Source organism: Sulfobacillus sp. hq2 (assembly GCF_002903155.1).
Classification (GTDB): Bacteria; Bacillota; Sulfobacillia; order Sulfobacillales; family Sulfobacillaceae; genus Sulfobacillus; species Sulfobacillus thermotolerans.
In genome coordinates, this window is record NZ_NWUL01000050.1 from 1 (window position 1) to 2,224 (window position 2,224).

Genomic DNA, 2,224 nt, shown 5'->3' on the forward strand with positions numbered 1-2,224 from the left:
GGCACCCACCGGTTCATCCCGTGCAAGCCCAGCAGGAAAAACTGGCTAAAGGTCAGGTTGAACGCTAAGAACGTGATAATGGCCAAGGTCTTCCCCCACGTCTCGTTAAACGTCCGCCCCGACAGTTTCGGCAACCAGTAGTAGATCGCCCCAAAGCCGCTAAACACCATCGACCCGATAATCGTGTAGTGGAAGTGCCCCACCACCCAGAACGTGTCGTGCAGCTGCAAGTTCACGATCGGGTCGGCCAAAAACACCCCCGTTAACCCCCCAATCAGGAAGTTAAACATACTCATCAAAATCCACAGCATCGGGGTATTGAGCCGCACTTTCGATTTCCAGAGCGTTCCAATTGCCGACATGTAGGCAAAGCCCGTGGGAATCGAAATCATTTCCGTAAAGAACGAGAACGGCAGAATCTCACTGTTCCGCAGGTTGGTAAACATGTGATGCGCCCACACCAACCCCGACAACATCATCACGAACACCAAGCCAATCACGGCCCATTGCCGCCCAAACAGCGATTTCTGCGCCATGACCGGAATAATTTCGTTCCAGATGGCAAACGCCGGCACGGCGATAATGTACACTTCCGGATGGCCAAACAGCCAGAACAACATCAGGTACGTGAGCGGACTGCCCGTCGCCGTGAAAAAGTTCAACGGCACCACTTTATCCAGCAAGGCCATCACAAAGGTGGTCTGGATTTCCGGAAACCAAATCAACATCAGCAGGTTGACGGTCACTTGCCCCCACACAAACAGCGGCAACCGCCCCCACGTCAGCCCCGGCGCCCGCCGGAACATCACCGTCGCGACCAAGTTCAACGCCACAATCAGCGAGGACATGGTCAGCGCCAGCACGCCCAGATAGTAGAACAAAATCCCGTTCGCATCTTGCCCCGCCAGCGGCTCATACCCCCGCCAGCCAGTGGACCATTCCCCCAGCAAGGGGCTGAACAACACCGTCAAAATCCCCACCGGCACCAACCACACGCCAATCCCGGAGAGTTTCGATAAGACGGTTTCGCGCGCCCCGATCATCAATGGCACAAAGTAGTTCCCCAAGCCGCCGATCATAAACACCGTTGCGAAGGAGAACATCATCAACGTCCCGTGGATGCCCACCGCCGTCAGGTAGTTGGACGGGTAGTGGAAAATCGTCAAATACGGGGTCATCAACTCATAGCGCATCAGCATCGCAATGCCTCCGGCGATTAGAAACCCGCCGACGGCAAACATCATGTATTGCAATCCAATCACTTTATGGTCGGTCGCAAATTCCCAGTACCGGCGCCAGCCCTGCTGCCGCTCCTGCCAGCGCGTGGGAAAGCCCATTAACGGCAATAAGACCGCATCATACAGCCCAATGCCCAACAGCCACCCGATCGCCGCACCGACCCAGCCAAACACCACCGACGGCCCCGTCACAAAGGGATGGCCACGAAATGGATCCACGGCAATCACAAAGGTGTTCAGCAACAAAAACCCAATCGCCGCCCACAAAAACGCCCGCAAGACGGGGGGCATGGGGGCCTTCCGCGGTCGCGGCGCGTGCCCGGATTCCGGCACGGTCATAGCATGTGCCACACTGTTCCCTCCTTCGTTATCCCACCGAGCGCCTCGGCGGGGGACCCTTAGCCGTTGGCTAAGGCTTTCTGGGCTTTCACCCACTGCGCAAATTGCTGATCCGACACCACCGCTAACGGCGATTCCATCCACGGGTGGCCCGGGCCGCACACTTCGGCGCACTGCACGCGCACCATCGGATTCACGGCATACGACGTAATCGCGGTCGGCGTCAGGTACTCATAGCGGGTTTCGCCCGGAATCACATCTTCTTTAATCCCAAAGGCCGGCACCCAAAAGCTGTGAATCACATCCGCATATTGGTCATAGGTGTGATACGGGTCATACGACCGCAACACGAACTTCACGGGCACATTCACGGGCAACTCCAGCAGATTTTGGCCGTTGGGCGTCAGTGTTTGGGTGAGCCCATACTGCGGATAGCTGAAAATCCATTGCCATTGCCGCGCCGTCACATCCACGACGAGGTCGTGGGTATTCGCGGCGGGCTGATCCAAGGCAAACATCTGCTCCATCGCTGATGTCGTCGGATGCAGGAAAAATAGCAGATTTAACGCAATCGAGCCGCCCACCCAGACCAAGACGAACGCTTTGTTGTCAATCGCAAAGCGCTTATTGGCCGGCGGCATTTCGCC

2 protein-coding genes are annotated in these 2,224 nt (G+C 56.9%); both read right to left on the reverse strand.

All coding sequences use genetic code 11. From position 1 onward, the window contains the following. A partial coding sequence (locus tag CO251_RS17045; protein WP_103377023.1) for a cbb3-type cytochrome c oxidase subunit I occupies nucleotides 1-1,577 on the reverse strand: 1,577 nt, incomplete at its 3' end. A gap of 59 nt (nucleotides 1,578-1,636) precedes the next feature. Then, a partial coding sequence (locus CO251_RS17050; protein WP_103377024.1) for a cytochrome c oxidase subunit II occupies nucleotides 1,637-2,224 on the reverse strand: 588 nt, incomplete at its 5' end.